25 protein-coding genes are annotated in these 24,561 nt (G+C 66.6%); 7 read left to right on the top strand and 18 right to left on the bottom strand.

Annotation, left to right across the window (positions count from 1 at the left end; genetic code table 11):
* Positions 1 to 14 precede the first annotated feature (14 nt).
* Both IPI67_01120 and IPI67_01115 read right to left on the bottom strand, forming a co-directional pair.
* Positions 15 to 797 (bottom strand): SAM-dependent chlorinase/fluorinase, encoded by a 783-nt coding sequence (locus tag IPI67_01120; protein ID MBK7578779.1) that lies wholly within the window; start codon positions 795 to 797, stop codon positions 15 to 17.
* A 22-nt stretch (positions 798 to 819) separates the two neighbouring features.
* Entirely contained in the window at positions 820 to 1,110 is a 291-nt protein-coding gene (locus IPI67_01115) for a hypothetical protein (GenBank protein ID MBK7578778.1), read from the bottom strand.
* Positions 1,111 to 1,257: 147 nt separating this feature from the next.
* Between IPI67_01115 and IPI67_01110 the strand changes: the two genes are divergently transcribed.
* Positions 1,258 to 1,737: a hypothetical protein gene (locus IPI67_01110; protein ID MBK7578777.1), complete on the top strand. Its 480-nt coding sequence runs from the start codon at positions 1,258 to 1,260 to the stop codon at positions 1,735 to 1,737.
* An 11-nt stretch (positions 1,738 to 1,748) separates the two neighbouring features.
* On the opposite strand, the gene IPI67_01105 is transcribed toward IPI67_01110, so the two are convergent.
* The 3 genes from IPI67_01105 to IPI67_01095 all read right to left on the bottom strand — a co-directional run bounded on the left by IPI67_01105 (position 1,749) and on the right by IPI67_01095 (position 5,871).
* Positions 1,749 to 2,933 (bottom strand): hypothetical protein, encoded by a 1,185-nt coding sequence (locus tag IPI67_01105; protein ID MBK7578776.1) that lies wholly within the window; start codon positions 2,931 to 2,933, stop codon positions 1,749 to 1,751.
* Positions 2,927 to 4,666: a hypothetical protein gene (locus IPI67_01100; GenBank protein MBK7578775.1), complete on the bottom strand. Its 1,740-nt coding sequence runs from the start codon at positions 4,664 to 4,666 to the stop codon at positions 2,927 to 2,929. The genes IPI67_01105 and IPI67_01100 overlap by 7 nt, the downstream gene beginning before the upstream one ends.
* A gap of 179 nt (positions 4,667 to 4,845) precedes the next feature.
* Positions 4,846 to 5,871, bottom strand: a complete 1,026-nt coding sequence (locus tag IPI67_01095) for a ferritin-like domain-containing protein (GenBank protein ID MBK7578774.1) — start codon at positions 5,869 to 5,871, stop codon at positions 4,846 to 4,848.
* A 134-nt stretch (positions 5,872 to 6,005) separates the two neighbouring features.
* Here IPI67_01095 and IPI67_01090 point away from each other — a divergent pair, with 134 nt between their 5' ends.
* Positions 6,006 to 6,686, top strand: a complete 681-nt coding sequence (locus IPI67_01090) for a TetR/AcrR family transcriptional regulator (GenBank protein ID MBK7578773.1) — start codon at positions 6,006 to 6,008, stop codon at positions 6,684 to 6,686.
* Between the two features lie 43 nt (positions 6,687 to 6,729).
* Here the strand turns inward: IPI67_01090 and amrS are convergent, their stop codons facing one another.
* The 3 genes from amrS to rph are packed head-to-tail and all read right to left on the bottom strand — an operon-like array spanning position 6,730 to position 9,844.
* Positions 6,730 to 7,815, bottom strand: a complete 1,086-nt coding sequence (amrS, locus tag IPI67_01085) for an AmmeMemoRadiSam system radical SAM enzyme (GenBank protein ID MBK7578772.1) — start codon at positions 7,813 to 7,815, stop codon at positions 6,730 to 6,732.
* A 43-nt stretch (positions 7,816 to 7,858) separates the two neighbouring features.
* On the bottom strand, positions 7,859 to 9,082 hold the full coding sequence (locus IPI67_01080; protein ID MBK7578771.1) for an MBL fold metallo-hydrolase: 1,224 nt from the start codon (positions 9,080 to 9,082) through the stop codon (positions 7,859 to 7,861).
* A gap of 15 nt (positions 9,083 to 9,097) precedes the next feature.
* Positions 9,098 to 9,844, bottom strand: coding sequence for a ribonuclease PH (gene rph, locus IPI67_01075; protein MBK7578770.1), 747 nt, complete (start codon positions 9,842 to 9,844; stop codon positions 9,098 to 9,100).
* A gap of 81 nt (positions 9,845 to 9,925) precedes the next feature.
* Here rph and IPI67_01070 point away from each other — a divergent pair, with 81 nt between their 5' ends.
* Positions 9,926 to 10,630, top strand: coding sequence for a 7-carboxy-7-deazaguanine synthase QueE (locus IPI67_01070; protein MBK7578769.1), 705 nt, complete (start codon positions 9,926 to 9,928; stop codon positions 10,628 to 10,630).
* Between the two features lies 1 nt (position 10,631).
* Here IPI67_01070 and IPI67_01065 read toward each other — a convergent pair whose 3' ends face one another.
* The 10 genes from IPI67_01065 to IPI67_01020 form a co-directional block, all read right to left on the bottom strand.
* Positions 10,632 to 11,090 (bottom strand): hypothetical protein, encoded by a 459-nt coding sequence (locus IPI67_01065; GenBank protein ID MBK7578768.1) that lies wholly within the window; start codon positions 11,088 to 11,090, stop codon positions 10,632 to 10,634.
* 354 nt (positions 11,091 to 11,444) lie between these two features.
* Positions 11,445 to 12,590, bottom strand: coding sequence for a hypothetical protein (locus tag IPI67_01060; GenBank protein MBK7578767.1), 1,146 nt, complete (start codon positions 12,588 to 12,590; stop codon positions 11,445 to 11,447).
* A 39-nt stretch (positions 12,591 to 12,629) separates the two neighbouring features.
* The gene (locus tag IPI67_01055) at positions 12,630 to 14,099 is read right to left on the bottom strand and encodes a cellulase family glycosylhydrolase (GenBank protein ID MBK7578766.1); all 1,470 of its coding nucleotides are present in this window, start codon (positions 14,097 to 14,099) and stop codon (positions 12,630 to 12,632) included.
* Positions 14,100 to 14,125: 26 nt separating this feature from the next.
* On the bottom strand, positions 14,126 to 15,232 hold the full coding sequence (locus IPI67_01050; GenBank protein ID MBK7578765.1) for an alpha/beta fold hydrolase: 1,107 nt from the start codon (positions 15,230 to 15,232) through the stop codon (positions 14,126 to 14,128).
* Positions 15,232 to 16,968 carry a long-chain fatty acid--CoA ligase gene (locus IPI67_01045; GenBank protein MBK7578764.1) on the bottom strand — a complete coding sequence of 579 codons (1,737 nt, stop codon included), beginning with the start codon at positions 16,966 to 16,968 and terminating at the stop codon, positions 15,232 to 15,234. Before IPI67_01045 ends, IPI67_01050 begins: the two co-directional genes overlap by 1 nt.
* A 3-nt stretch (positions 16,969 to 16,971) precedes the next feature.
* Complete coding sequence (locus IPI67_01040; GenBank protein ID MBK7578763.1) at positions 16,972 to 17,256, bottom strand: hypothetical protein; 285 nt, start codon at positions 17,254 to 17,256, stop codon at positions 16,972 to 16,974.
* An 18-nt stretch (positions 17,257 to 17,274) separates the two neighbouring features.
* Complete coding sequence (locus tag IPI67_01035; GenBank protein ID MBK7578762.1) at positions 17,275 to 18,117, bottom strand: hypothetical protein; 843 nt, start codon at positions 18,115 to 18,117, stop codon at positions 17,275 to 17,277.
* Between the two features lie 8 nt (positions 18,118 to 18,125).
* Positions 18,126 to 19,691, bottom strand: coding sequence for a TIGR04551 family protein (locus tag IPI67_01030; protein ID MBK7578761.1), 1,566 nt, complete (start codon positions 19,689 to 19,691; stop codon positions 18,126 to 18,128).
* Entirely contained in the window at positions 19,688 to 20,695 is a 1,008-nt protein-coding gene (locus IPI67_01025; GenBank protein ID MBK7578760.1) for an alpha/beta fold hydrolase, read from the bottom strand. The genes IPI67_01030 and IPI67_01025 overlap by 4 nt, the downstream gene beginning before the upstream one ends.
* Positions 20,692 to 21,681, bottom strand: a complete 990-nt coding sequence (locus IPI67_01020; protein MBK7578759.1) for a hypothetical protein — start codon at positions 21,679 to 21,681, stop codon at positions 20,692 to 20,694. The genes IPI67_01025 and IPI67_01020 overlap by 4 nt, the downstream gene beginning before the upstream one ends.
* A 100-nt stretch (positions 21,682 to 21,781) precedes the next feature.
* On the opposite strand from IPI67_01020, the gene IPI67_01015 reads away from it, so the two are divergent.
* From IPI67_01015 to IPI67_01000, 4 genes are all read left to right on the top strand, one after another.
* Positions 21,782 to 22,339 carry a hypothetical protein gene (locus tag IPI67_01015; protein ID MBK7578758.1) on the top strand — a complete coding sequence of 186 codons (558 nt, stop codon included), beginning with the start codon at positions 21,782 to 21,784 and terminating at the stop codon, positions 22,337 to 22,339.
* Positions 22,340 to 22,440: 101 nt separating this feature from the next.
* Positions 22,441 to 22,710 carry a hypothetical protein gene (locus IPI67_01010; GenBank protein MBK7578757.1) on the top strand — a complete coding sequence of 90 codons (270 nt, stop codon included), beginning with the start codon at positions 22,441 to 22,443 and terminating at the stop codon, positions 22,708 to 22,710.
* A 17-nt stretch (positions 22,711 to 22,727) separates the two neighbouring features.
* Positions 22,728 to 23,699 (top strand): alpha/beta fold hydrolase, encoded by a 972-nt coding sequence (locus IPI67_01005; GenBank protein ID MBK7578756.1) that lies wholly within the window; start codon positions 22,728 to 22,730, stop codon positions 23,697 to 23,699.
* A 76-nt stretch (positions 23,700 to 23,775) separates the two neighbouring features.
* The gene (locus IPI67_01000; protein MBK7578755.1) at positions 23,776 to 24,522 is read left to right on the top strand and encodes an SDR family oxidoreductase; all 747 of its coding nucleotides are present in this window, start codon (positions 23,776 to 23,778) and stop codon (positions 24,520 to 24,522) included.
* Positions 24,523 to 24,561 lie beyond the last annotated feature (39 nt).

Raw genomic sequence — 24,561 nt, 5'->3', positions numbered from 1 at the left:
GGCCAACCCCCGCGCTAGCGCGCCTGTCGCAGGCTTACTTCTGCGCCACGGCCGACGCCGAAAAAATCCGCCGCACGGCCGTTGCGCAGCGAAACCTCCAGCGTATCGAAGGAGCTGACGACGGCCACGGGTTCAGCTTCCGAGACTTCGGCGTAGGTCCCGAGCACGGGGACCTCGCGCACGCCGACGCGGACCACGGGGCGTGAGAAGCGGGCCAGGTCAGTCGCCTCCAGGTTGGTGATCAAGTTTCCGAAGTGATCGACGCTGACGACACGACCCGTCACTCCATCCGAGCCGGCTCGTGGCGAAGCGTCGGCGAGAGTCCGCGCAACTCGAGCAGGTCCGACGTCGGAGAACTTCAGCCTGCCCGCGGCAAGCTCGGCGGCAACCGGCGCAAACACGTCCCGACCGTGAAACGTCCGAGACGGCTCCGGCAGTCCGACCTGCCCCAGATCGATCTCGCGCACGCTGGCAGCGGGCAACCCGGAAATTGCGCCGAGCAGCCCATTGTCCGGCCCAACGAAGCCGTGCCCCAGCGCTTCGACGACGAGCGCGGCTCGCGAAGTCCCCACCCCCGGATCGACCACCGCAACGTGGATCGTACCGGCGGGGAAGCGACGAAAGCAGCGCTCGAGCCAGAACGCCGCTTCCTCCACCGCTTGCGGCGCAACACCGTGCGACAGGTCGACGACCCGCGCCGCCGGGAAGCGCGACAAGATCACTGCGTGCATGACACCGACGAACGGATCCTTGGTCCCGAAATCCGTGAGCAGCGTGATGATTCCTGCCGGGTTCATCGCTGCCGGAGCGTAGCACCGGCTACGCGTTCGCGGGTTTTGCGCGCCAGCGGGTGATGCGCCGTGGCCAGTGTGTTGGGCTCTCGCCCGTGCGGTTGCGCCACTCGGTGCGGACCATGGCGCGCGTCGCATCTCGGAGCCAGGTCGGCGGTTCTGCCGGGGTCCACGCCTCGAACTGCACCTCACCCGCGGCGCTCACTTCGACCGCTCCGATCCAGGTCTCGGCGCCGGAGGACAGCTCCGCACGATAACGGGCGACAGCGTTCGTCGTCGGTTCCAGCTCCAGATTCATGCGCCCGCCGGCCTGCACCACGCGGTCGAGCCTAGCGCGGATCGGCGACGTTGTGAGCGACTCGAATTGCGCGACCGTTCCCGCACAAGCGCACCCCGCAGCCGCACGCCCGGACGAGCCTGGAGAGAGTCGAGCGTCGCGCCCCACGATTGGGGCTAAGCTGGCGACGTGCACTTCGTGGTCTTCGCTCAGCGAGACGAGCCTCGCGTCGACCTGGCTGGGATCGTGAAGAACGCACGCCAGCATTTCGGCGCCAGCATCGAGGTGCTCTCCGAGCGCGGTTTCCAGCCCGGGGAACCTGCAGTGGAGACCGAGGTCAAACTCGAGCTCAGCCGCCCGGACCGGGGGATCCTCGGAAGATTCACGCTGCTCGCGCGGCTCAGAACCGACACCGACCTCGCCCGCGCACGGCGGGCAGAGATCGCGGGCCGCGCCGCAGGCATGGCCGAGCTCTGCACACGCTGCACCACGGTCTGGGTGATCCATCCCGAGCCGGAGTCATCCGAGCTCGCGCTTCACACGCTGTGTGCGATCTTGGCGAGCACCGCCCTCGGCCCCGTCCTGCCGCCGGACGACTCCACGCTCTACGGCGTGCGCGGCGCAATGCAGCGCGTCGACGCGCTACACGGTTCGGGTCTCTCACGCTGACGCTGAAGGCTTCAGAACGCATACGACACCGCCGCCCCGCCGCTCGGTCCGCCGCTGGTGGCGAGCCTGGCTTGGTAACCTCCGCGGAGCGCCAGCGAGAACCCACCACCGGCGTCCAGCGCGACCTCCCCGAGCAAGCGCACACCGTAGGTGTCCGCGCTGGGCATGTTGGTGATCTCGATCATCGGAGCCACCGTCACGCGCTCGGTCGCGACCACGTCCATGCGACTGTAAAAGCGGTTGCCAAAGGTGCCGATGGACTCGAAGCCGAGCGTGAGCTTGGTCCCGTAGGGATCCCCGAGCAGCAGCGCACCGCCGCCGCCGCCGGCGAAACCCACCTCCGTCATGCTGCCCAAGAGCTCCGTCTGCAGGTGCACCTGGTCGTGAAGCCGAAAACGAACCATCGGAGCGGCGTAGTTGAGACCCACGTCGTAGCGCTCGGACTCGCTCTGATCGGGTAACAGCTCGCGGCTCGGCACCGGCGACTTTCCCCGGACCAACCCGATGCGAATGGCGAACTCCGTCACCACACGCAGGGGCCGATAGGTGTAGCTGCCCTCCGCGCGATAGTAGTAGTCGTTGACACTCTCGGTGCCGGGCGCGTTGAGCTTCTGCGCCTGACTCGTGCCGAACGATACGACCTCGCCGGTCGCGGCGAACACCGAGCGCCGTCCGCCCAGCCGCTGACTGAGCGCACGCTCCCGAATGTCCATCAGGTCCTCTGGAACCTGAACCTCGTGAAGCTCGCTGCGCGACGCGAAGGCCGCCGAGCGTTTTCCCGAGAGCAGCTCGAGCTCGATGGCATAGGCCAGACTCGGCCAGACCACGTCCTCGGCCGGCACCTCGGCCACGTAGGGACCTGAGGATGCTCGCAGGAGCTCCACTTCCCGTAGTCCTTCTCGGCCGGCGGTGCGAAACACCAACAGCGCGCGTTTCACCAGCTCGGGATGCTCGATGTCAGCTCGCACGCTGAACGACTCGTGCGCGCGTGCCGTGGCGAGCGGAGCGTGGTGCACCTTGGGTGTGCTAGGCGGCGTCACCGGGGCGGGAACCGGCTCGGGAGCGGTGCCGGCTTCTCGCGGTGGATCGCTCGATTTCGAGGGATCCGCGGGGATTTCTGGCTCGGCCTTGGCCGAGAGCCCGAACGTCGTGGCAGCCAGCGCCGCGGCGAGCAGTGTGGACCATCGCTTCACCATGAGTACGTCACCGCCCCGCCGAACCCAGGTCCGGCGTGTTTGATCGTTCGACCTTGATAGGAACCACGCACAGCGACGACGAGCTCCGGCGTCACCCGATAACCAACCTGCACGATGGCGCGCCCGCCAATTTGCCCTTGTGACAGCGAGGTGTCGTCGGGGGTCGCGTTGGTGTCGAAGGGCCGCACGTCTTCCTTGGTGGCCGCGGAGCCTGCCGGCTGGTTGGTCACCTCGGTGCGGAACAACATCGGAACCTGCTCGAACACGTTCAGCTCGAGCTGGGTGATCCCCCGCACGCCGATCCCACCCAGGGCTTCACCGCCGAGCTGAAGGTTCGTCTTCTTGTCGTTGCCAATGCGGACCAGCGTCTGCGCCCCGCCGGCGACGCCATCGTCACGAAGCCCGATGACCCCACGCACGATCAGCGCCGTGAACGACGAGAATGCGATCTCGGTCTCGAGATACCCGTAGGTGAGGCCCACGCGGCGCGCGCTCTTTTTCTGTTCGTCGAGCTCCTCGATTGAGCCGCCCACCCCGCGAAATACACCGAATCCCGTGCGCAACGCCCGCAGCCCTTCGTCCGCGAGCCGCACGCCGACGTAACCTTCCGTCTGCCAGACACGGTCGTTCCCGCGCAGGCGGTTGTAGTCGGCGTAGTCGCTCCAGAGGCTGGCCGTGGCGTCCTTGCGCAGCGGCGGCGTGGCGCTCGGGATCGGCTCCACTTCGAGCGCGTTCGGCGAATCCGCCGAAGCCACCAGCGGCGCGGCCTTCCCGTCCGCGGTGATCGCCTCGATGAAGTACTGCACCGAAGGTGCACGCATGCGCTCCTTGGGGATGGTCACACTGAAGTAACCCGGCCCCGCCGCGCGCATGGGCGTCGAGCGGTAGGCAACCTCGCCAGCTCGGCGCGCGTGCAGCACCGCGCCCTTTGCCGCTCCCTCCACCTCCACACCCAACGTGAGGGGCATGCCCTCGAGGGCCTGCTTCGGGGCGCTGAAACCCGCCGCCGTCGGCGCGCGCGACGAAGACCGAACCGCGTCGTGGGCCAAGAGCCGACGCAGCTGGGCTGCTTCTTCCCACAAGACGACGGCGTAACGCCCCTCGGGATTCTCCCGCACGTAGTCCTCGTAGCTGATGATGCGGCGGGTGAGATCGGCGCCCTTGAGGCCGTCGAACAGCGCGGCGACCTGCTGCGCTTCCGGATCTGCGGGCGCGCGTTGCTCGTCTTCGGCCGCGCCGGATGCGTCCGCTGGTCTTGCCGTTGCGAGGGGTTTCGCCGGCCGAGCCTCGGGCAGCGGAAGTTTCTTCACGGAAGGACCGCTCGGGCCGGGCACGTCGTCCAGCTGCACTTTGCGCAGAATGACGATGTCGCCGGGCTCCGCGGCCCGTGCGAGCTTGCCGTCCGCCCGCGCCAGCGACAGTCGGTCACGGACCTGCGTCAGCTTGAGTGAGCCGATGCGGAAGCGATCCGTCACGGTCTTGCCGGTGACGGGATGCTTCAGCTTCAGCGGGCGCCACAGCTCGACGACATCACCACTCGACGCGCCGCGTTTGCCGGCCAGGTCGATGACGATGTCGTCGCTCTCGAGCGCCACGACGACCCCTTCGGTCTGCGTGGCACTCGAACCCCGAGGCGCCTGAGCGTTTGCCCACGCCGGAGCCCCGAAGGCCGCGAGCGCGATCAGCGCGACGGCCACCCGGCGACGGCGGTTCTGTGATTGGAGCCGATACACGAACGGTCACGAGAGCAACCGGCGTGCCGGGCAATTTCCCGGCGTTTCGTCCGCGAAAAACCCAGACTGTGGTGGTTAAACCACTTGGACTGTCTCCGCCGGCGCACAGGTGAGAAGCGGGCGACACGGGACCGGGTACGCAGTGCGTAGCCGAACGCGTGTGTATCGCTTTCAGTCCCTCAGGCTGCGCGCTCGGCTCGCTGCTCGGCCTCGGCCTCCTGCAACGCCTGGAAGGGATCTTGCCAGTCTTCGTACTGCAAGATCCCCAGCTCGTGGAAGCGCTCACGCTGCCGGTCGGAGAGCAGGCCGGCCTTCTTCACGGCGGGCACGATCTTGGAGAAGAGCATCTTCCGGAACTCCTGCTGACCCTGGTTGTTCAGCGTGATCTCCATGCACTCCTTCACCGGCAGGCCGGTCTTTTCCCAGACCTCCTGGAACAGGAAGCGGTCGCGCATCAGCACCGCAGCCTCGTACACGAAGTCCTCCCGCTCGCGCACCTCGGACTCCTTCTGGTCCCTGTAGAAGTCGCGCAGCGAGAGCACGCCATACGCCACGTGCCGTGCCTCGTCCTGGATCACATAGGTCGTCAAAGCCTTGAGCAAGGGCTCCTCGATGTACGCACGGGTCACACCGAAGGCCGCCAAAGCCAGGCCTTCGACCATGATCTGCATGCCCAGGAGCTTCATGTCCCAGCGCGAATCCTTGAGGATGCGGTCGAGCAGCGCCCGCAGGTGCGGGCTGATGGGGTACGAGTTGCCGATCTTCTCGTGCAAGTAGCGATCGAACACCTCGACGTGCCGCGCCTCGTCGACGACCTGCGTCCCGGCGTAGAGCTTCGATTCGATGTCGGGAACCGAGTTCACCAGCTGCGCGGCCACCAGGAGCGCGCCCTGCTCACCGTGGAGAAACTGCGACTGGCTCCACGCCGGCATCTCACGCCTCAGCTCGAGGTGCTTCTTCTCGTCGAGCTTGGCGTAGATGTCCGAGCCGTAGAGCGGGTGCATGAACTCCGGGATCTGGGCCTTCTCGATGTCGACGTCGATGGACCAGTCCAGGCGCTCTTCGGCGTCCCACTGGGATTGTTTGGCCTTGCGGTAGAGGTCCCGCAAATCTTCGCGGGTCTTCTCGTAGCCCCAGTTGAAGTTCACATCGAGCTGGGTCTCGATGCATTCGACGTTCAGCATGCGTTTCTGCGGTGCGTCCATGGGGCCTCCGGAAAGTGAAACCAGTTTCATCTTTGCAATGACCATCGTCAAGTAGAAATCTGAAGTCGGTTTCACTTTTTGTGGGGTGGGGTTAGACTGGCCGGGTGTCGGTCGCTCGTTCTACGAGAAAATCGGTGGTTTCCGGGGCGGAGAGCTCCGAGCGCGGTTCCATCCCGCCGACCCGGGACACCCGGGACTTCCCCCAGCAGCGCGCCCGGGACACCCGCCAGCGCCTGCTGGAGGCGGCCGAGCTGGCGTTCACCCAGCGCGGGTACGACGAGACCCAGACCCCGGACATCGCAGAGCGGGCGGGTGTGGCCGTCGGCACCTTCTATCGCTACTTCAGTGACAAACGCCAAGCGTTCGTCGAGCTCGTCGAGCAACACCTCGAGCGTTCTTATCAGAGCGTGATGAACCGCCTGACACCGGACTCGTTCGCGTCGACCCGGACCACCCGCGAACGCCGAGCTGCCGTGGACCAGGTGATCGACATCTTGTTCGAGAGCACCTCGGTGAATCCGCGATTGTCACGCGAGTTCATGGCCGTGGCCATGCGCGACGCGGAGATCGCGAAGCTGCGCGACGACTACGAGGAGCGGGGCCGGGTCGTGCTCGCGGCCCTGATCCGCCAGAGTGTGTCCGAGGCGCGCATTCCCGACGCAGCGGCCGCGGCACACGTGATCTCGGTGGCCGCGCAGGATGTGGCCTTCGTCACGGTCGGCCTGCGCGGGCCGCCGCCGTCGCCACGCCAGGCCCGCGCAATGCGCGCTGCGCTCGCCGACATGCTGTACCGGTACGCCTTCGGCGAGGACTGAGCGGCGCACCTCGGCGGGCGCACGAGCGCGGGCCAGGAGAGGCTCAGCCGATGGCGATCCGCAGGCGTTTTCGGCCCCATTGATCGCGCAGGCCGTCGGCAGCGAACTGCCCCGGGATCTTCTCGCCGCAGGCCGCACACTGATTTCCGCTCAAGCGGTAGGCACCGATCTGGTACCAGTCGCGCTCGATCAGCACGGCGCTGCAACTCGGGCAGACGGTGGAGCCGCCGGTCACGTCGTGAATGTTGCCCGAGTAGACAAACCGAAGGCCGTGCGCGAGGGCCTGGGCTCGGGCGCGTTTGCAGGTCTCCGGGGGTGTGGCCGAGAGGTCGAGCAGCTTGAAGTCTGGGTGGAACGCGCTGAAGTGAAGCGGTACGTCGGGGCCAAGCTCACGCAGGAACCAATCACACAGGCGGTCGACCTCTTCCACGGAGTCGTTGTGACCCGGGATCAGCAGCGTGGTGACCTCGAGCCAGACATCCGTCTCGTGCTTGAGGAAGCGCAGCGTGTCCAGCACGGGTTCGAGCTCGGCGGCGCACAGCTTTCGATAGAACTCCGGTGTGAACGCCTTGAGGTCGACGTTGGCCGCATCGATGACGGAGAAGAAGTCCTGCCTGGCCTCCGGTGTGATGTAGCCGGCCGTGACGGCCACCGTCTTCACGTCCCGTTCTCGGCAGGCTTTTGCCGCATCAATGGCGTATTCGGCGAAGATCACCGGGTCGTTGTAGGTGAAGGCAACACTCTTGCAGCCAGCTTCCACGGCAGCAGCGGCGACCTGCTCCGGTGTCGCGCGGTCCGACAGTCGCTCGATTTCCTTCGCCTTCGAGATGTCCCAGTTCTGGCAGAACTTGCAGCCGAGGTTGCAGCCCGCCGTTCCGAAGCTCAGGACGGACGACCCCGGATAGAAGTGATTGAGTGGCTTTTTCTCGATTGGATCGACACAGAAGCCCGTCGCCCGACCGTAGCTGGTGAGGTAGATGGCGTCGCCCACACGCTCCCGAATGAAACAGAACGCTCGCTGCCCGTCGTTGAGCTTGCAGTAACGCGGGCACAGGTCGCACTGGATGCGTCCGTCCGGCAGCGGGTGCTGCCAGCGGCCGAGGGCGTACGCGGAGTCCAGTTCGGGCATCGAGCTTCGCGAAGATAAGTCCCGAAGCGCGCTTGGCCAGCGCTCAGGTCTCTTCCGCCGCGGCGCGGAAGATGTTGCGAGCCATCAGGCTGACTTCCGCCGAAGACCGCGCGAAATAGACGCTCGCGCGGACCCGGCGCACCTCCGGATCGGTGGGCGCCGCAGCGAAGGCGAGCTCGATCAGGTGCGACGCCAGCGAAAGCTCGCCTTCCGCGGCGAGGGCCTCGGCCCGGGCCGAAAGCGCACCGACACCGCCGGCCAGCGCCGCAACCTCCGACCCGACCTTGGCATCCGGTGCCGGCTTGAGTCGCGCGGGATTGCCGTCCCACCAGCCCCCGTAGAGGCGCCACAGGTTGCGCACGATGAACTCCGGTTCGTCGTAGACTGGTCTCAGATAGGGACGAGCCAGCAGACGCGCTGGCGCCTTCACTTCCGCGAGAATCGTGTCCAGCCGCAGGCCGGCGTTCATGCGGGAGAGGGTCTCTTCGACGAGGAACTCGAGCAGCTCTGCGCTCTCGGTGAGCGCCTGTTCGACCCGATCGTTGCCCTCGATGGGGGGACCGTGGCCCGGCAAGAGCAGGTCTGCTCCGAGCGCAGCCATCTGGCGCAGCGCAGCCGCCCATTCGCGGGGAAAACGCTGCACTTTCTGGGGATTTCCGCAGTTCGGGGAGGCCCAGATGAAGAGATCTCCGGTGCACAAGACGCGGCGCTCGGGCAGCCAGGCGTAGGTGTGGTCGTCGGTCTCGCCGCGGGCGTGCGTGAGCTCGATGGTCTCGGCGCCGTGCTTGATGACCAGGCGCTCGCGATAGGTCTGGTCGGGGTACCGATATTCGGTGGGCCACGCCGCCATGCCGAACTGCCGACCGTTGATCACGCGGTTGTAGCCGGCGGTGAGCTGGTAGCGATCGAAGCGATCTTTCACGGCTTCGTGCGCGAACACCTCGACGGCGCCCTGTCGTTCGGCCTCGAAGGGCGGCAGCCCGAACGCGTGGTCGACGTGGCCATGCGTGTAGATCGCGCGCCGCAGCGGGGCCTTCGACCACTCGCGAACGTGGGCATGGTTCTGACCGGCCATGAAGAACCCGCCGGTATCGACGAGTGCCAGCTCCCCCTGGCTCTCGAGGGCAATCACGTTGCCGAAGCTGGACAGAAAAGCCAGACCCGGCTGCATCTCTTCGAGGCCGAGCAGCAGGGATATCGGCTGCAGCTCGGAGGTCTTGGCGTCCCCCACCCAGAGTGCATCGGCAATCTCACGCACGTTCGCCATGGCGGCCTGCCCCCTTCACTTTCGCATCAATCGAGCCAGATCCACCCCGGCAGCCTCGATCGCCTGTCGTTGCACGTTGCACAGCTCGTTCACTCCTTCGAGCCCGAGATCGATCATCGCGTCCATGTCCGAGCGCGGAACCGGTTCACCCTCCGCGGTGCCCTGAATTTCCACCATGCCGCCGCTCGCAGTCGCCACCACGTTCAGGTCGACGCGGGCGGTGCTGTCTTCTGCATAACAAAGGTCGAGGGCGTACTCGCCATCGACGTGGCCGACGCTCACTGCGGCGACCTGATCGCGGATCACGGTGCGGTCGAGGCGGAGTTTGTCGACGGCCAGCGCGAGCGCGATGAAACCACCGGTGATGGCGGCCGTGCGGGTGCCGCCATCGGCCTCGAGCACGTCGGCGTCGATGACGATGCTGCGCTCACCCAGGCGGTCGAGATCGACGGCCGCGCGCAGCGAGCGCCCGATCAGTCGCTGGATCTCCCGAGAGCGACCCGACAGGGGTTTGTCGCGGCCGTCGCGGTTCTCGCGTCGTTTTGGGTTGGCCCGCGGGTGCATCTGATACTCGGCGGTGATCCAGCCCTTGCCACGCCCGCGAAGAAAATCCGGAACCCCGTCGTCGATCGACGCGGTGACCAAGATCTGTGTGCCCCCGGCGCGGTAGAGCACCGACCCCTCTGCAAATCGGTGAAACCCGGGCTTCACCTCGACGGGTCGGATCGATCGGCGGGGCAGGCCTTTGCGCTTGTCAGTCATCACGCCGCCCCTAACACGGCGGGCGCCGGCGCCGAAAGCGCCTTGCCGAATGCCGGGCGCCGCACAATCCTGGCGCGACTCGTGGCTTCCACTTCCATGCCCACGCTGAAGGTCTCGGAGATCTTCGAGAGCATTCAGGGCGAAGGCGCGAGCGCCGGGGAGCCTGCGGTGTTCTTGCGTTTGGCCACCTGCAACCTGCACTGCAGCTACTGCGACACCAAGTACACGTGGGACTTCAACGCTCATCGGTACGAGGACGAGGTGAAGACACGTCGGCTCGATGACGTTGCTGCAGAGCTTGACCTGGCTCGCGCGCGGCGCCTGGTGGTGACGGGGGGAGAGCCACTGCTTCAGTCCTCGGCGCTCGGGAAACTGCTGGAAGAGATCGCGGATGCTTTCGTCGTGGAGGTCGAGACCAACGGCACGCTCGCGCCGACAGCGGAGCTCATCGCGCGGGTCGCGCAGTGGAACGTGTCGCCAAAACTGTCCGGCAGCGGCAATCGTGAGGGTCTGCGCCTGCGACCGGCGGTCCTGGCAGAATTCCGGAAAACACAGCGCGCTTGGCTGAAGCTGGTGGTGGCCGACGAGCGCGACGTCGCCGAAGCGGCGGAGCTGGTCGCGCGCCTCAGCTGGCCGAGTGAGCGGGTCCTGCTCATGCCCGAGGCCCAGACCCGCGACGAGCTTCACGCTCGATCACCGCTGGTCTCGGCCGCGAGTCTCGCACGCGGATTCGGATTTTCACCGCGCCTTCATATCGAACGCTTCGGCGGGCGGCGCGGCACCTGACTCAGCGCGGCCCGAGGGGTGTGACCGTCAGCGCGGGGCCGCTGCGACCGGCGCGAACCCAGCCGATTGGCGTGAGCACGGCGCCGCCGGCGAAACCGAGGAGTCCCAGCAGAAAAAGGCTCTGTTTTGCGCCGTCCCGGTCTTCGCTGCCATGACCCAGCGGAATGCCTCCAGCGAGCATGCCGGCGATTCCGGCCACCAAGAGCCCAATGCCCACACTGCCCATCACCACGCCACCACTCTGCTGCGCGTGTGTGCGCGGCTCGATGCCGATCTCGCTGGGCTCACTGACTTCGAAGCGACGCCGGCCGCGCACGAAGCGCGCCGAGTCCTCGATTTGAAGGAAGTACTTCCCGGTGACCAGCGGCACGACACATTCGGCATCACAGCGCGCGATGGGCCGACCGTCTTTGTCGCGCGTGAGTGAGAACGAGAGCGCGGGATCTTCTGCGCGAAACACGACCGGGAAGGCCGCGAAAGGCACCCAGCCAGGCGGCGGTATCGGGACGGGCGCGGGCGAAGGCGCGGGCAAAGGAGGAGGCCGCGGCGGCGGAGTTGGCGAAGCCGCGGGAGTTGGCGAAGCCGCGGGCGCTTGCGATGACACCGGCTGCGGAGTGTACGCGGGTGGGGGCGTTTCCGCGCGCGCGGCCTGGGCCGCAAGCATCACCGACATGGCCATCAACCGCACGCGCACGCCCTGCACAACTCGTCGAGCCTAACTGCGACGTAGGAGAGAGCAACTCGCGGTCGTTCGACGCGCGGCGTGAGCTTGAACAACGAGGGCGGTCATGCTGGCGGTGAGTGTGGCCGCGGTTCAACCGATGCCGGCATCGCCGACGCCACCGGTGCCTCCAGCGCCTCCACCACCCGTCGCGCCGCCTCCGCTGTCCGTGCCACCGCCACCCGTGGGTGCGCCTCCACCACCCGTCGCGCCGCCTCCGCCGTCCGTGCCACCGCCGCCCGTGGGCGCGCCACCGCCGCCCGTGGGTGCGCCACCGCCGCCCGTCGTGCCGCCTCCACCCGTGGGCCCGCCGCCTCCGCCAGTCGTGCCGCCGGTGCCACCTTTGCCACCCGTGGCTGTACCTCCGCCTCCTGTGGGTGCGCCGCCTCCGCCAGTCGTGCCGCCACCACCTCCACCCGTCGTGCCGCCCGTGCCTCCGGTTCCCGCTGGACAGCCGTCGGTGTCATGGATTGTCGCGCCGAGCGGCCGTGCGTAGACCGACAAGAGGTAGTTCTCGGAGGTCATGGTGCCGAACGTTGCCGCAGGGCCGTCCGCAAACGTGTCGTCCGCGAAGCGTGCGGCGCCGGGCGCGCCCTCGAACGTGTATTTCAAGACCGACGCTTTGAGCCCACTGTGGATCCCCACCCAGTACTCGCCCGGGACGAGAGCCAGCGGCGTATCGAAGATCATCGTCACCCAGCCCGCTGGGAGCGTTCCGGGCAGCGAAGCCTCGGTGGTCGCTCCGATCAACTTGTCGGGCTGCCCGTTGGCGTCGGTGGAGTACACGATGCCGCGCAGCAGCTGAGTGTCGGCCGAGCCGTTGGCTTGGACATAAACGACGACCGCGTCGTAGGTCTGCTTGGTGAAGAGAGAGAAGTGGCTGACGCGCTTGCGATTCGCGCCCATACCACTGGCAACCTGGGAACCAACACACGCGCGCCCCAGCGCCGGCGTCGTGGGCGCTCCGCCTGTGCCGCCCGTTCCGCCAACGCTGACGTCGGAGCTCACGTCAGCCGGCGAGTCCGTGCCCGCCTCCAGCTTTCCGCCGCTGCCGCCGGTCGCGGGGTCGGGTGCGGGTGTGCACAGCTCGGTCTCCGGGTCGCACACCCAACCGTCGGCGCATGGGCAGCGTTTTCCTCCGAGGTCGATCTCCTCGACCGTGCAGCTGGCCCACTGGCTCGCGAGCAGCGCGGTGCCGATGGCGCACAGTCGCCAGTTGAGCTGCACGCGCGTGGGCATTCAGGCCAATCCTAGCCGAAGCGCTGTCAGCGCAACACCTCAGGGTGCGGGCGCCACGGAAACCCGAAGAACGTGGTGCTCCGCGCTGCCTTTTCCACAATCGACCGCGAGCTCTCCCGGCATCGGCGAGACGAAGTCGACGGGAACGCCGTCGCACTCCACAGCCAGTGCTTCGCCGAGCAACGGGGCAATGCCAATGCGATGCGGCTCGTGCACGCGCGGATTCCCGTCCAGCTCGAGCTCGAACACACCCGTGGCCCGATCGAACTCGACGCGCGTCGGCCAGCCCGCGATGGCCATCGGCCGAACCCGCGCGAGCGCCCGCTTCACGCTGTCCCGTGGCTCGAATGCGTCGGTCGCCGTGTGGTAGTCGAAACAGCCCCAACTTCCCTGGGACTGCTCCTTCCACAACCAAAAAAACGAAGACGCAAAGTACTGCTCTTGCAGCTCACTCTGCCAGGTGAAGTATTCGCTGGCCTTGAGCGCCGCAGGGCCAAATCCCCACTCCGTGATGATCAGCGGAGCCTGCCACGCCTCAGCCTCGGCCCGCGCGTTGACGTGAGAATTTCGCAGGGTCTCCTTGGTCATCGCCTGCTTCTGGGCGTCGCTGCTGACGAAGGCCAGGGTGTAGACGTGCGGCGCGTAACCCGTCATCGGCCCGAGCGGCGCTTCCGGCACCGGCGCGGTATCGAGCACGTTGCGGATCACCGGCGGCTCGAACACGTAGAGTTTGTTCGGCGCTGCAGCTCGGAGCGCCGGGTACGCGGCGGCATTCAGTCGCGCCACACCCTGCATCGTGGCCTGGGGCTCGTTGAAGATCTCCAGGCCGATGACCGCGGGGTGAGCCGCAAATCGCTCGATGACATGAGTCGCCATCTGGGTGAAACGCCCGCGCAAGAGCGTCCCGTCTTCGCCGTCGCCGAAGAACGTCTCGAATGCGTCGAGCACCTGTTTGCTGGTGCGCCGCTGCTCGAGATCGGTCAGTGGTCCCTCCAGCAGCTTCGTGGGCGGTGGGACGATGGCCCAGAGCGGCGCACCGTCCTCGCCGATCTCCTTACTGTAGGCGTCCTGGTGCAGATCGAGCAGCACCCGGAGTCCGGCAGCGTGCGCGAGGTCCACCACCTCTTCGACACGATCGAGGTAGGCCTGGTCGAAGCCCCCCTCCTTGGTCGGTTCGACCGCGCTCCAGTCGATGGGCAGGCGCAGCGCGTCGAAGCCAAAATCTCGGAGTGCCGTAGCATCACCAGCCGCGAACTCCGGGATCTCTTCGAGCGGAATTCTCCCGTCATCGAAGCTCACGTCGAACACACCGCGTACCCGCGCGTTCACCCCACGCAAGAAGACGACGCGCCCAGCGCTGTCGATGAGCTGCCCACACTGCACGCCGAGCGGATCACCCTTCACGCCGGGTTCGCTACAAGGTGCGTTGGATCCCAGCCCGACCTCGGCCTCCTGCGAGCCGCACGCGCAGGCGCCCAGTGCCAAACCAAAAAGCAGACCCGCACGCACCCTGCGAGCGTATCAGATCCAACTGCTCATCGCGGCTGACGCTTCGAGCTGCGCGCCGACGTTCGCCTGGCAGCACGCCGCGGGCGTTCCACAAGAGCCTCGTCCTCGGCCGCTGGCACCGGCACGTCGCGATCTTCCCAGAACTTCGCGATCGCCGGCCAGAGCCCCTGGGCGGCCTTTTTGGAGACCACCGCGCCGACGTGGCCACCCGCAAGATGGATCCGATGTTTGTCATCGGAGCTGATGCGCTCTAGCAAAACGGCCGCGCTATCCGGCAAGACGATGTTGTCGTGCTCGAACGTCACGGCGAGAGTGGGGCACACGATCGCCTCGAGCCGCGCTGGTTTGCCCGACAGCGTGAAGCTCCCCGCGAGCAGTGCGTCGTTCCGGTAGAGCTCCTCGACGTAGCGCTCGTAACAAGCGCCGGGGAACGAAACATTGTCGTTGCCCCAGGTTTCCAGCGCCAGAAACCCGTTCATGAACTCGTCGTCCCAGAGCCGATCGGCGATGTGCACGGCCTTGGACAAGGTCATCGTGGGCCTCAACAGGTGAAACGCCGACTGCATGAGCTGCCACGGCACGTTGCCCGTCGCGGCCACGACGGCCTTCAAGTCGAAGCTCTTCGAGCGCGTCCACGCGCTGAGCAGGCCTGTGTCGACGAAGCCAATGGGCGCGGCCAGCGCACACAGCGACGCAAAGCGCTCCGGGTGAACGGTCGCGTGGATCGCGGCGAGGGTGCCCCCCAGGCAATAGCCGAGCACGTGTGCGTTCTCGCTACCCGAAAGCTGCGCAGACTTGCTGAGCGCCCGGCCGAGATAACGGTCGCACACGTCGTCGAAGGTCACGTACCGGTCCTCGTCGCCGGGTGTTCCCCAGTCGACGCAGTACACGTCGTGCCCCCGCGCCACCATGTACTCGATGAAACTCTTGCCAGGCAGCAGATCGAGCACGTAGTGCCGATTGATCAGCGACGGCACGCACAGGATTGGAGTCGTGTGGGCACGACCCTCGGGGCGCGGCCGATAGCGCAGCAGCCGCCATTTGTTCTCGGCATGGACCACGTCCGCAGGGGTCAAGCCCACGGCCGGCGGGCTGCGACCGCCAACCTTACCGAGCCCCGAGAACAAACCCATCACGCGTAGAGTGCCTCGAATTCGGCGGCGAATGCTGAATAGATCTGCTTTCGCCGGGGTTTGAGCGTGGAGGTGAGCAGTCCGCCGGCAACCGTCAGCGGTGTGTGCATGACCCGGAAGCGCTTCACTTGCTCGAAGCCCGCGAGGTGAGCGTTCACTCGCTCCACGCTGGCGCTGACCAGCTCCTCGAGCTTCTCGCTGCGCTCCTCGGGCTTGGCGCCCAGCTCCATCAGCCGTGCGTCGGTGGCCTCCGGGTCGAGCCAGATCCCGGCAACCAGGTACTTCTTTCCGTCGCCGTAGACGATGGCAAAGGACACGATCGGGTCGTCGGCGAAGCGCAGCTCGATGTTCGCCGGTGGCACGTTCTTGCCGCCCGCCGTCACGAGGATCTCCTTCTTGCGATCGATGATCTGCAAGAACCCGTCGTCGGTGAACCGCCCGACGTCCCCGGTCTTGAACCAACCATCCGGAGTGAACGCCTCGGCGCTGGCTGCGGGATCTTTGTGATAGCCCGAGAACACGTTGGGACCCCGGGCGAGGATCTCGCCGTCTTCAGCCAGACGCAGCTCGACCGTGGGGAGCGGTTTGCCCACGGAGTCGAAGCGAAACGCGTCCGGTCGATTCAACGTCAAGGTCGGCGCACATTCGGTCAGACCGTAACCCTCGATGATGAGCAGTCCGCAGGCGTAAAACAGCTCTTTTATCTCGCGTTTCAGCCCAGCCCCGCCTGACAGACAGAAACTCAGGCGGCCGCCGGTCAGGGCCGCGAGCCGTGCACGGCGGGCGTCCAGGTCCGGCTCTTCCATCACGAGCGTTGCGAGCTTCTCCCAGTAGGCGGGCACACTCATGAACACACTCGGCTTCACTGCTCTCAGCTGAGTGAGCACGTCCATCGGGTTGGTCAGATAGGTGGTGAAGCCCAGCGTATTGCCAAGGCAAGCCTCACCTAAACCGAAGATGTGGCTCATCGGCAACCACAGCAGATCGACCGCGTTGTCCTCGAGCAACGGCGCGTTGCACTCCAGCCAATCCAGGCCGTTCTTTGCCACGTTCTCGTGCGTGAGCGGCACCCCCTTGGGATTGCCGGTCGTGCCGCTAGTGTACAGCATCAACCCTGGTTGGCTCAGCGAGATGCCGTGCATGCGGTCGAGGAATCGCGTCGGGGCCTCGGCGTCGTGCGTCGCGCCGAGGGCGAGCGCCCGCGACCAGGTCGAGAACTTCGCTTCGATTTCGGAGTAGCCCGGCGCGGACTTGCCTGCAGCCCTCAACTCCGCGAGCAGCTTGCCGACATCGAGTGTTTCATCGAGCAGCACCACGCGCTCGAGCCGTTTCATCTCGCCAAACCGCTCCAAGATCCGCGACAAAAGCCCGGCCGTGTCCACGAACAGCACCTTGGCGTCGCTGTGGTCGACGATGTACGCCGCCTGCTCGCCAGTGCAGGCCGGATAGACCGGAACCATCACACCGCCGGCAGCTTGAATCGCCAACGCAGCCTCGATCCACTCGACACGATTCGGCGCGAAGATCGCGGCTCGGTCGCCCGGCTCGAGTCCAAAGGCCGCCAGACAACAGGCGATCTTGCGGATGCTGTCGGCGTACGCGCCCCAGGTCACGGCCTGCCAATCGCCGTTTGGCCCCGGCAACATGAACCGCGGACGTGAGCGTCGCTCCTCGAGGGAATCGAACACGGCGCGCGGCGCGATCTTCAGCTCACGGTAGGGAGTGATATCGAGCATGCTTCACTTCTCGGGCTGGGAGAGGCGTTCTTCGAGGTCGAGCAGCTTGCTCTCGAGTTGATTCAGCTTGTGCAGCGTGCGCTCCTGGTCGCGCTTGGTGGGAAGCCCGAGGCCACCCCACCAGTCCGCTGCGAACTTATCGCTCTTGACCTTGGCTTTCATCGCCGCCGTCAGCCACATGCCAGCCGGCTCGAGCACGAGCGGGCTCTTGAGCACCTGCTCCATGTAAGTGGCGGTGGCGTTTTCCCAGGCGTTGAAGGCCTTTTTGTACAGATCCCAGGGATTCATGTGTTTTCTCCTCGTTGCTCAAAACCCAATGCGGCGTAGCTCCGCGGCGATCATGAAGTCCGCGTCCGGTTCGTCGGGCTTGCTGGTGGCACGCGCGACCTCGGCGAAACACTCGAAGAAGAACGAGACCTGTCGGCGCGATGTGCTGGCACCGACCGCGGGCGCGACCGTGACCTTCGTACGCACGCGGTGGGCCTGGGTGAAGGCGAGCGCAGGTAAGACCACCTCGCCGACCGCGTCGACGGACACCTCGTACGTGTCCTTGCCCGCGTACGGCAGGCCGCGCAGGGTGCCGTTCTTCACCGTTCCGGCCGAGACGAACTCACCCCCGGGCTCGATGGGAAATCGCAAGATCTCAACCGGCGCGTCGTAAACGAGGAGCGTCTTTCCCTCCGGCGGCGCTTCGTCGCGCGAGGCAACACCCAGGAGCCAGAGCGCGGTGTCGTCGTGCCGGACGATGTTCTCGATCGTCCCCGCAGCGTCGAAGGGTGTCACGAACGCGTCCGGCGGAAACGCCGCCTGGTACCACTTGCCGGCGACGACTGCCGGCACAACCACCGCGCGCTGGTCGTCCGCAAAATCCGTGGCAAAATCCCAGCGAATGCGGCCATTTCCCAGGTCCGTTCCCGCGATGTCCACGGCTCTTTCGCCGCCCGCCGGCGACACCAGATACGAGATCTCAGCGCCGATCGCCGGTCGGGCTTCGCTGGCGTCGATGCGCCCATCCAGGTTCGGGACACACGCGAGCGCGGTCGGTTCAGCGCCCTGGTAGTCAGCGTACTTGGGAGCCTCGGTCTTGTTGTCGCCGCAACCCAACGCCAGCACGGCGAGCAGGCAGAAACTGATCTCGAGTCGAAGCATGGCTCTCCTCAGAAGGTGAACGCGGCGGCAATGCGCCAGAGTTGGGCCGCCTTGGCCTTCAGGTGCAGGTTCGGGTTGTCGAGCCCGGACTGAGGTAAAAGTGTGGCTTGTTCGAGCGCGACCACGAATCCGTCTCGGCTCTCGTAGCGCAAGGTCGGATCGAGCTCCACGCCCAGCGGCTTTTTCCCGCCCGGCGTGGACTCGGCGTTCACCGCCCACGACATCACCGCGAACAGCGACGCCTCGAGGTGGCCGCTCGCAAAGCGAAACAGCTCCCCACGCACGTGCGGCCGGACGTAGACGGCGTCGGTGACGGTGCCGATGATTTCCCGGAACAGCAGGCGATCTACGCGGTAATCCGGGTGAAAACGGAAGTTGTTCACGGTCTGGTCGTAGGCAGGACGAGCCTGGGGTCCGTCCAGATCTCCGGCGACGGGGGCCTTCTGATTCACGCCCGGGAAGGCGCCGAAACCCGGCGCCGAATCGCCGCTGGCGTATCCCGCGTCGAGCCCGAGGCCATAGCTGCCAAGCGCATCGCCGGCCTCACTCTCGATGGCGGCGCCGAGCTGCTTGCTGGTCGCAGGATCGCGGAACAACACGCCCGGGATCAGCGAAGGCTGCTCGACCTTCGCGGTGAGATAGGCGAGCTCGGCCTCGACTCGATAGCCCTTGCCACTCAGGCGGGTCCACACGTCACCCGCCGTGGCCGAATAACCCCGCGCCATCACCTGCCGTTGGTCGATCACTACGGGCTGCGCCACCGGCAGATAGGTGGCCGGCACGTCGTCGTTCTGCCAGCGGTGCGAGGCGTACGCGCCATACTCGAGCGTGGTCTTGTCGGCCTTGGCTCGCCGCACGCGGGCTGCATCCGAGCGCGAGTTGAGCACCGCGAACGTGAGCGTGTGCACCGCCGCGCTTGGCGCGATGCCGATCGAACGCTTGGCATCACGGGCAGGTACGAACGGGCCGGTCGCTGAAAAATCGTAAGAAATAGCCCAGAAATGCCCGAGAATCGGCGTAACGAACGCCACGCGGTCGGCTGCGTCGCCGCTGTCACAGTCGAGGCAATCCCCGGCGTTGGTGAGAATGCCGAGTCCCCAATGGCTACCCATGCGACCAATGGCCAGCGCACCCACCGGCGTCAGCGCCTCACCCCACACCCGCTTGACGGTGATCGTCCCGGCATCGGCGCGCTGGCTGCCGCTCGCTGCCGGAATCCCCTCCGGAGCACTGCCGAGTGCGACGTCGTCGAGGGCGTCGATGCGCGCCTTGACCGCCAGCATGCCGCCAGGAGCGAAGATCGACAGATCAGTGCGCAGCCGCATGTCAGCCCGAGTGAGGGTCTGAGCCGACGTCGAGCCCAGCGGCACCGGATAGAGCAGCTGGCCCGAGGGGGTCGCCCCGCGGTCGAGGTCGAGGTTGTAGAGGGCCTCGCCGCGAACCCGGTAGTACCCGTCGAGGCGGACATCCTCGACCGGCTTGGCGCCGAGATCGCGGCCGTAGTCCGCGTAGCCCGTCGCCCTTGCGTCCGACGCCAACAGCGCCAGCGCAAATCCCAAGGTCGTGGGCTTCACTCGCCCTCGGGTTGGGTGTCGCCAGGCGCCGACGGCGGGGCCACGGGCGGCGGCGCGGCCACGGGCTGCGCCGGCGGCGGGCTCGGTGTTTTCCGGGCCATTGCGGCTGGGTTTTTCAGGAATTCGGCCAGATCTCGCGTCGACTCCGGGCCCGCCTCGAGCATCGGGAAGTGACCGGTGCGCGGGTAAACGCTGAGCTTCGCCTGGGGCAGATCGCGCACCAGCCGCTCCCCGATCTCGATCGGCGTCACGCGATCTTCGCGGCCCCAGAGCAGGAGCACCGGCTGCTTGATTTCGCGATAGCGCCCTTCGACCTCGGCGAAACGCTGGCCGCGCGTCGCCGCGAGGGCCGCGGCCACCGTCCCGGGGCGATCGAGCGCGCGCTCGACATCCTCGATCAGACGCTGGCTCACGTTGCGCTCGTCGTAAAATGCCTGCGCGATCTTGTCTTCCGAACGCTCGGCGTAAAACGCCCCGAAGAGCGCCTCACCAACGCCATCGCTGCGGGCAAAGTGGAAAGTGCTGGGCAGCTGCTCTTCGTAGACCCAGGCGTCGTAGAGCGCGATGCGCTCGACCCGCTCGGGGTGCAGCAGTGCCATCTGCAGCGCGACGGACGCGCCCCAGGAGTGAGCCACCACGCTCGCGCTCTTCACTCCCCGCGCGTCGAGCAGGGCAAACACGAGCAGCGCCTGCGCGCGCGGTGAGTAGTCCCCGTTCGGTCGATCGGTCCAGCCGAACCCCTTCAAATCCAGGGAAATGACCCGGTGATCTCGCTCCAGGGCGGGGCGCACCGGCTCCCAGGTCTCGAGCGACGACGCAAATCCATGCAGCAGCACCACGACCGGGCCGCTCCCGCGATCGACGAATCGCACGCGCGCACCGGCCACTTTGGCGTAGGTCGCCTGAGGCTCACCCGGCATGGGGCCCGTATGGAACGCCGGCGCACAAGCGCACGCGCCCAGCAGCCCGAGGCAAATACCGAGGCGAAGCCCGCCCGAGCTCACGGCGCAAGCCTCCGCAGCTCTGCGGCCTCGCTGACCTCGGTCGTCGTGACGTTGTCCTTGGCCACCAGGTTTGCGACCGTGCCGAAGCACTCCGCGCCGTACAGGAAGCTGCGCACGACCGTGGTGACCAGGCCGACCTGCCGCGTGAGCACGACCCGCGTCCGGAGCACGGGAAATTCTCCGAACGGCGCCTTCAACGCGCCGTGCGCATCGACGCTGCTCTCGTACTTCTCGGTGTATGCAACGAGCACCCCGGAGGCGAGCCCGTTCACGTTTGCCAGCGTCGACCAGGTTTTTCCCTCTTTCAGCGGGAAATCCAGGACCACGACCGCGGGTGAATACGTGAGCTCGGTGCGGGTGAGACCGTCGGTGGGGGACACGACTCCGCGTAGCAGCAGGGACGACGCCGTGATCTCGAACACACCCTGAAGGTCGCTCGACTCGGACAGGCGCGCCGAGTAGCTGGCGCCGGGGAACTTCCCGGCGAACCACTTGCCATCGAGCTTCTGGGTCTCGACCAGCACCAGGTGGTCACCGCTCAGGCCGCCAGCAAAATCCCACACCCGACTGCCGTCTCCCTGAGAGACACCCGCACTGTCCACCGCCGTCGCACCCGAGACCAGGAACTTCGCGTTCAGACCAGCGGCGAGCGGGGTCTCACTCTTTTCGATGACGCCGTCGTGGTTGGGCGCACAGAACCCGCCGCCCGTGCCACCGCCGGCCCCGCCCGGGCTGCCCCCGGCGCCCGCCACTCCGCCCGCACCGCCAGCTGCGGCCCCCGCCACACCCCCGGCGCCCGCGGCCCCGGCCGCGCCGCCGCCCGAAGGCACACACTTGCCGTCGTTGCAGGCCCCAGAGCTGCACTCCGAGCCTTTGCTGCACTCGTCCGCATTGCCCGACGCGGCGTTGCAGCCAAGGGCCAGACCCAGGGTCAGGAACAGCAAGGGCAGCTTTTTGTTGCGTCGCACCATGGTTGGCCTGCGCATGCATAACCCCACCTTCTTTCTCGGTCAAGCGCCATGGTGCACTGCCGCAATTATGGGCTTCCCAGGGGCTCGCTGGGGAGCTAGTGTGCTGCATTGCGATATGAGCCTGGTGGTAAAAAAATACTCCAATCGGCGCCTCTACGACACGAACGAGAGCCGCTACATCACGCTCGAGGAGCTGACGGCACGCATTCGCGAGGGCGCGGACGTGCGGGTCGTCGACGCCAAGACCGGGCAAGACCTGACCCAGGCGACCCTCACCCAGGTGATCCTGGAGGGCCCGACGGCGCGCCTCTTGCCGGTGCCGCTCCTGACTCAGCTGATCCGCATGCAGGACGACGCCCTGGGTGAATTTCTGGGCAAGTACGTGACTGCAACGCTGGAAATGTACCTGACCGCAAAACAAGGCGCCCAGGCGGTCTCCCCCTATTTCCCGTTCGCCAACGTGCCGTTCAGCGCGACCAACGCCCTCGCTCGTTTGTTCTCCCAGCAGCCGAGCTGGGGTGGCGGCCAGCCGGAGGCGGCCGTGCCCCCGCCGCCTCCACCTCGCGCAACACGCGAGCCCAGACCCGCGCCGAACGGTGACGACATCGCCACACTCCGGCGCGAGCTCGACGAGCTCAAGCGCTCGCTGAAAAAGAAACCGCGCAAGCGCTGACGTGTTGCGCTGCAACAATTTCGACTTGACACGCCTGGTTCCGGTGCCTATTACCGTTGTGCGCTGCAACAATTACAGCGCAGAAAAGGCACGAGACAAACATGTTCATCCCCGGCTTCACTCAGCAGAACCCGTTCTTCGATCTCTGGACCCGCGCCGCCAAGGAGCAGCTCGAGCGCATGGAGCAGCTCGGTGAGCAGCTCGCAAAGACCCAGGGCCAAGGCGTCGAGCGCGCCCAGCAGGCCATCGACGAGAGCGCCAAGTTGATGAAAGAGTCGCTGGCTTATGGCCTGTCGCTCTCGAACGAGTGGCGCAAGCTCAACTCGGAGCTGAGCAAGAAGGCGACCGAGACTCTGCGCACCAGCGTGTGAACGGAGGAAGAGCCTCGATGACCCTCGCACCTACCCCCAAGGACACACTCTTTCGCGAAGGAAGCGCCGAGCTGCACCGGTTCCGCGCCGCCGCGGGCGCCCCCGAACCGGCGAATCGCCCGCCGGTGCTGCTGGTTCCGTCGTTGATCAACCGCTGGTACGTGCTCGATCTGCGCCCCGGCGCGTCGCTCGCCCGGGCCCTGGTCGATGCCGGCTTCGACGTGTTTTGCCTGGATTGGGGGGTGCCCGAGGACGAGGACCGTTACCTGGAATGGGACACGGTGGTGGCTCGCCTCGGGCGCATGGTGCGCAGGGTCAAGCGCGAGACCGGCGCGGCCCGCATTGGACTGCTCGGGTATTGCATCGGCGGGACCTTGACCGCGATCCACACAGCGCTCGAGCCCGATTCCATCGGCGCGCTGGTGAATCTGGCCGGTCCGATCGATTTTTCCGAGGGCGGCATGCTGGCCCACATGGTCGATCCCCGCTGGTTCGATCCCGAGGCGATCGCGGCCGCGGGGAACATCCGGGCCGAGCAGATGCAGAGCGGTTTCGTCGCGCTCCGACCCACGGCGCAGATCGGCAAATGGCTGAGCTTTCTCGACCGCCTCGGCGACGCCGAGCGGCTCGAGGCGTTCAACGCCCTCGAAGAGTGGTCGAGCGCGAACATCCCGTTCCCCGGCGCGGCCTACGCCAAATACATCCGCGACCTCTACCAGAAGAACGCGCTGGCCCGAGGTGAGCATTACGTCGGCGGCCGGCGTGTGGCCCTCGAAGCCATTCGGTGTCCGGTGCTGACCGTCGTGACCGACCGCGATGTGATCTGCCCGCCCCCGGCGGCGCAGGCGCTCAACACCCTGTCGGGGTCGAGCAACCAGAGTGTGCTCGTGATCCCCGGTGGACACGTCGGCGCGGTCGTGGGTGGCAAGGCCGCGAAACAGCTGTATCCGAACCTGGCCGATTGGTTCGGCAAGGCGCTCAGGAACTGAGCGGAGACGTTTCCGTATTTCGACTGGCGCCGGGTCCTTCCTCCGGCGCCGAAAGAGCGAGAAAGAGGCCAAAATCATGGATTTGAAAGCACTCAAGGTCATCGTGACCGGCGCCGGCAGAGGCATGGGCGCGCACTTCGCCAAAGAGCTAGCGGCCGCCGGCGCTCAGGTCGCCGCGGGTGACATCGACGAGGCCGGATTGGCCGAGTTGCCGGCAGGCATCAAACGCCGTCGGCTCGACGTGGCCGACGAAGCGGACGCGGTGGCGTTCACCCAGTGGGCGAGCGGTGAGCTGGGCGGCTTGAACGCGCTGGTCAACAATGCCGGGATCCTGCGCGACGGTCTGCTCGTGAAGCGCGACCGGGAGACGGGCAAGGTTACGACTCTGTCGGCCGACGACTGGAACCGCGTGCTGGCGGTGAACCTCACGGGCGCGACGTTCATGGTGCGCGAGCTCGTCAAAACCATGCTCGAAGCAGGCACGCGCCCGGGCGTCGTGGTGAATATCTCGAGCATTTCGCGCCACGGCAACCGCGGCCAATCGAACTACGTGGCGACCAAAGCCGCGCTCGCCGCCAACACTGTGACGTGGGCGCGCGAGTTTGCCTCGTTCGGCATTCGCGTGGGCACCGTCGCCCCGGGCATGATCGAGACACCCATGACGATCGGCATGAACCAGAAGGCGCGCGACGCGCTGGTGGCCGCAGTCCCCGTGGGCCGCATCGGCATGCCCGAGGACATCTGGCGAGCCGTGCGCTTCGTCATCGAGTGTGACTACTTCAACGGCCGCACCGTCGACGTCGACGGCGGCCTGGCGATGTGAGCAAAATTCGCTCCGCCCCGCTGTCCCGGCCGGCGAAAT

It is taken from the genome of Myxococcales bacterium (assembly GCA_016706225.1).
GTDB lineage: Bacteria > Myxococcota_A > Polyangia > Polyangiales > Polyangiaceae > JADJKB01.
The sequence above is the reverse complement of the archived record's forward strand: the minus strand, read 5'-3'. Positions and strand labels throughout refer to the sequence as shown.

Coding starts and splice junctions, on each gene's coding strand:
- IPI67_01040 (MBK7578763.1), bottom strand. CDS start 17,256: ATGAATCCCTGGGATCTGTACAAAAAGGCCTTCAACGCCTGGGAAAAC.
- IPI67_01045 (MBK7578764.1), bottom strand. CDS start 16,968: ATGCTCGATATCACTCCCTACCGTGAGCTGAAGATCGCGCCGCGCGCC.
- IPI67_01000 (MBK7578755.1), top strand. CDS start 23,776: ATGGATTTGAAAGCACTCAAGGTCATCGTGACCGGCGCCGGCAGAGGC.
- IPI67_01015 (MBK7578758.1), top strand. CDS start 21,782: ATGAGCCTGGTGGTAAAAAAATACTCCAATCGGCGCCTCTACGACACG.
- IPI67_01060 (MBK7578767.1), bottom strand. CDS start 12,590: ATGCCCACGCGCGTGCAGCTCAACTGGCGACTGTGCGCCATCGGCACC.
- IPI67_01050 (MBK7578765.1), bottom strand. CDS start 15,232: ATGGGTTTGTTCTCGGGGCTCGGTAAGGTTGGCGGTCGCAGCCCGCCG.
- IPI67_01005 (MBK7578756.1), top strand. CDS start 22,728: ATGACCCTCGCACCTACCCCCAAGGACACACTCTTTCGCGAAGGAAGC.
- IPI67_01035 (MBK7578762.1), bottom strand. CDS start 18,117: ATGCTTCGACTCGAGATCAGTTTCTGCCTGCTCGCCGTGCTGGCGTTG.
- IPI67_01010 (MBK7578757.1), top strand. CDS start 22,441: ATGTTCATCCCCGGCTTCACTCAGCAGAACCCGTTCTTCGATCTCTGG.
- IPI67_01105 (MBK7578776.1), bottom strand. CDS start 2,933: ATGGTGAAGCGATGGTCCACACTGCTCGCCGCGGCGCTGGCTGCCACG.
- amrS (MBK7578772.1), bottom strand. CDS start 7,815: ATGCCCGAACTGGACTCCGCGTACGCCCTCGGCCGCTGGCAGCACCCG.
- IPI67_01095 (MBK7578774.1), bottom strand. CDS start 5,871: ATGGACGCACCGCAGAAACGCATGCTGAACGTCGAATGCATCGAGACC.
- rph (MBK7578770.1), bottom strand. CDS start 9,844: ATGACTGACAAGCGCAAAGGCCTGCCCCGCCGATCGATCCGACCCGTC.
- IPI67_01120 (MBK7578779.1), bottom strand. CDS start 797: ATGAACCCGGCAGGAATCATCACGCTGCTCACGGATTTCGGGACCAAG.
- IPI67_01080 (MBK7578771.1), bottom strand. CDS start 9,082: ATGGCGAACGTGCGTGAGATTGCCGATGCACTCTGGGTGGGGGACGCC.
- IPI67_01020 (MBK7578759.1), bottom strand. CDS start 21,681: ATGCGCAGGCCAACCATGGTGCGACGCAACAAAAAGCTGCCCTTGCTG.